Source organism: Vibrio marinisediminis (genome assembly GCF_014050145.1).
Classification (GTDB): domain Bacteria; phylum Pseudomonadota; class Gammaproteobacteria; order Enterobacterales; family Vibrionaceae; genus Vibrio; species Vibrio marinisediminis.
Window position 1 is genome coordinate 1 of sequence record NZ_JACFYF010000034.1, and the last position, 3,778, is coordinate 3,778.

Consider the following 3,778-nt stretch of genomic DNA (forward strand, 5'->3'; position numbering starts at 1 on the left):
AACTTTAGTTGCAGCTAAAGTCTGGGTCTCACCTTACCCTGATTCGTGAGTTATTATCCATACAAAGCGTTTAAGACAGATTCGCAACGCTCGGCATTTTCAGTTTAGGTCGAGTTTTGTGTTTAAGTCACAATGGTTTAGGTTAGGTGGTTTACGTCGCTCACTACTTAACGCGGCGTTATGCCTAAAATGGAAACTGACAATTGAGGTGCAATTTGAAGGTTAGAGCAGTTATTGAGTCAGACTGGGATTCGATACTTCGAATTCAGGCTGAGGTGTATCATGATGGTGTGCTCGAAGAGTTGGACGTACTAAAAAGCAAAAGTATCGTGTCACCTACAAGTTGTTTTGTGTGCGAGTCGAACGACGGAGATATCGCAGGTTATTTGTTGTCACATCCGTGGGATAGTCCAATACCTCCAAAGTTGTTTGAACCGTTAGCTATGGTCAGTGGTAACCATCAGTTTTTCATTCATGATATGGCTGTTAGTGCCACAGCACAAAACAAAGGTGTTGGTCGATTGTTGACTAATCGAGTGCTTGAATTAACGAAGAAAATGGGCGTTAACAAAATTAGTCTAGTTGCAGTTCAAGGCGCTGCTGGCTACTGGTCGACATTAGGCTTTAGTGCATTGGAAAGTAGCGATATCAGTCTTGTGTACGGCGAAGATGCTGTATTCATGGAAATGTTAATATCGGCATAACAAAGCGTTCAAGACGGACTCCCAACGCTTGGCGTTTTCGGCTTACTTTGGGTTAAGTGTTTATGTCACAATGGTTTAGGTTAGGTGGTTAGCGTCGCTCGCCACTTAACGCGGCGTTATGTGTATCGAGGAAGTATATGACTCCACAAGAATTATCAGTAATTTTAGAAACAATCGCCAAAGGGCAGCCTAATGAGTGGATTCCCGTGTTATCTGCTTTAGGAGGAGCAGTCGTAGGCGGATTAGTGACATTTTTTCCAACAAAATACTTAGAGGAACGTCGAGCGAAAGAGTTTTCGAGGCAAATTCAAAATTCTATTATCGCTGAAGTTTCAGCTTTAATGCGCGTGATAGAAAAACGAAAGTACGTCGAATCTGTGGAAGAAGCGATAAAGTACCTAAAAGAAAACCCTGATGGGCAATTCACTCTATATGCAGATATACCGTTGCACTATTCACAGATATACCAAGGGCAGTGTAATAATATTGGAATATTAGATAGAGAAGTAGCCCGCGATATTATCAATTTCTATCAGCTGATCGATGCGATCGTTCAAGATATTAAACTTAACGGTACGTTTTCTACACATCCGTCTTTAGAAGCGTATCAAGAGTCTCTAGCCATGTTTCAACTAGCAGTTCAAATCGGTAAAAACTTAGAAAAATTGTAGTATACACATAACAAAGCGTTCAAGACGGATTCCCAACGCAAGGCGTTTTCAGCTTATTTTGGGTTAAGTGTTTATATCACAATGGTTTAGGCAGGGTGGACGGCGTTGCTCACCACTTAACGCGGCGTTAGTTGTTCAAGGGAAATGAGGGAATTATGAAATTAGCAAAATGTCCAAATTGTCAGGTACCGCAATCCTTAAGAAAAATGGTCTTTCTTACCAACTTTAGCTCTAGGGTATGCAGTAGTTGTGGAGGTAAGTACCAAACCGACAGTGTTAAAGTTATACCTGCTACGTTCTTGGTTATTATCCCTCTGTTATTTGGTGAGTATTTACCAATATTTGGAACTTTCCCTTTACTCTCCTTTGTTTGGGCTGGTTTGGGGGCGATGCTGTTATTTAAATACATGCCACTAAAGGTAGTACACAACTAACAAGCAATTTAAGAGGGATTCACAACGCTTGGCACTTTTGCTTCTACTTCAGTTTTAGTGTTTATGGCACAATGCTTTAGGTTTGGGTGGAGGCGTTGTTCACCCCTTAATTGGGCGTTATGCTGCATAAGCAAGCAATATGATATACTCTTTCTTTTTTGAGTAGGGTGTCATATGAAAGTTAGTGAAGATGGAATGTCTGCTGGTTCAGAATCTTTAGGAGTAGAGGTTGAGTTGTTGCAAGAGAAAATAAGAGTATTAGAAATACAAAATGAAATACTCTCCTCTACATCTAGCGATATACAAATGATGTACTTCGCAGCTCTAGCCTTTGCTGCAACATTTCTAATTGCATTTTTAGGTGTAAATATTTATTTCACCCGTTCAAAATTTGAAGAAGAACGCAAACTTTTAGAAAATTTATTTGAAGCAAAGGGTAAAGAACTATCCGTATTTACTCAGGCTGAAATTGAAGAACACTTAGTAAATATTAAAAGTGAGCTGAGGCAAGACTTTGAGCAAAGCATTAAATCTTTAGAAGCTGGCATTAGTAGGCAGAAGGAACGTTTGACTGAAGAGGTCTTGGAACGTGAGTACCAGCACCTAAAATTAGAAATTGCATGCACTGATGTTGAAGCAACTAAGGCAAGGTTGCATATTGCGTTATGTGTAGCTGCGAATAAGCTTGATCGTGACACACAAATTGCGAATAACCTAATTCAACTAAATGAGCTACTTTCAAAGGGTGCCCAAATAAATTCGTTATCAGTTTCCCGTGCAATCAAAGACCTGAGAACCTTACCAGGTCACCATGCCAAGTTAGTTGAGCAAGTTGAAAATAAGATCATTCAAGCTCACGAAACAGCAGCATAACAAACTGTTTAAGAGTGATTCGCAACGCGTGGCATTTTTGCTATGCGTTGTGTTTGGTGTTTAAGGTGGTATGCGGAAGCATCGGTATTGCGTTGCTCACACCTTAACAGGGCGTTAGTAGAATAGGGAAAATCCGTGAATATTTTTGAAGCATTTCTTAATGTGCTTGCGCAAGTCTGGTATCTAGTGCCTTTATTGCTCATTGTTAGCGTCTTCAAGAGTAGGTGGCTAAAAGGTGTATTCGGTGAGTTTCTCGTGAACCGTCTTTTGTCCAAATTACCAGAGTCTGATTACACGTTAATAAAAGACGTAACGTTGCCGACTAGCGATGGTACAACTCAAGTCGACCATATTGTGGTTTCTAAATATGGCATCTTTGTCGTTGAAACTAAGAATATGAAAGGTTGGATATTTGGCTCGGCTCGCCAGAAACAGTGGACACAAAAGATTTACCGTCATTCCTCTAAATTTCAAAACCCACTGCATCAGAATTACAAGCACATAAAAGCTCTGGAAACCTTGCTAGGTTGCAGTGAAGAGCACTTGCATTCAGTTATTGTTTTCATCGGCGATAGCACCTTTAAAACCGAAATGCCTCCAAACGTTACCTATGCTCGAGGAAGTATTCGATACATTCAGCAATTTAACGAGGTAGTGTTCTCTGACAAGGATTATGCTCGGTTAACAGAGTCTATAAACCGGCTAAAGTTAAAGCGCGGAGTCATTACGGATTTAAAGCATCGTAAACATGTCAAAGAAGTTGTTGCATCCAAAGTTAGCTCAAATGAGTGCCCCCGTTGCGGCTCTGAAATGGTGTTGCGTGAAACCAAGCGTGGTGAAAATATAGGTAAACAGTTTTGGGGTTGTTCAACCTTTCCCAAGTGTAGGGCTGTGAAACAATTCAACTAACAAACTGTTTAAGAGTGATTCGCAACGCGTGGCATTTTTACCATGCGTTGATTTTAGTGATTAAGGTGATATGCGGAAGCTCTGGTATTGCGTTGCTCACACCTTAACAGGGCGTTAGGTCACAGAGTACCCCACGTTTAGTAGACACTTTACCAAGTTAGATCTAGGGTCTAATTGAGAGGTGATT

Annotated in this window: 4 protein-coding genes; all 4 read left to right on the forward strand. The window is 40.7% G+C overall.

Features of this window, described 5'->3' with window-relative positions; translation table 11 throughout:
- The first annotated feature begins 215 nt into the window (after positions 1 to 215).
- The gene (locus H2O73_RS20130) at positions 216 to 704 is read left to right on the forward strand and encodes a GNAT family N-acetyltransferase (protein WP_246335982.1); all 489 of its coding nucleotides are present in this window, start codon (positions 216 to 218) and stop codon (positions 702 to 704) included.
- 137 nt (positions 705 to 841) lie between these two features.
- Positions 842 to 1,375, forward strand: a complete 534-nt coding sequence (locus H2O73_RS20135) for a hypothetical protein (RefSeq protein WP_182110713.1) — start codon at positions 842 to 844, stop codon at positions 1,373 to 1,375.
- A 608-nt stretch (positions 1,376 to 1,983) separates the two neighbouring features.
- The gene (locus H2O73_RS20140) at positions 1,984 to 2,682 is read left to right on the forward strand and encodes a hypothetical protein (RefSeq protein ID WP_182110714.1); all 699 of its coding nucleotides are present in this window, start codon (positions 1,984 to 1,986) and stop codon (positions 2,680 to 2,682) included.
- 135 nt (positions 2,683 to 2,817) lie between these two features.
- Positions 2,818 to 3,591 (forward strand): nuclease-related domain-containing protein, encoded by a 774-nt coding sequence (locus H2O73_RS20150; protein WP_061065172.1) that lies wholly within the window; start codon positions 2,818 to 2,820, stop codon positions 3,589 to 3,591.
- The last annotated feature ends 187 nt before the right edge of the window (positions 3,592 to 3,778 follow it).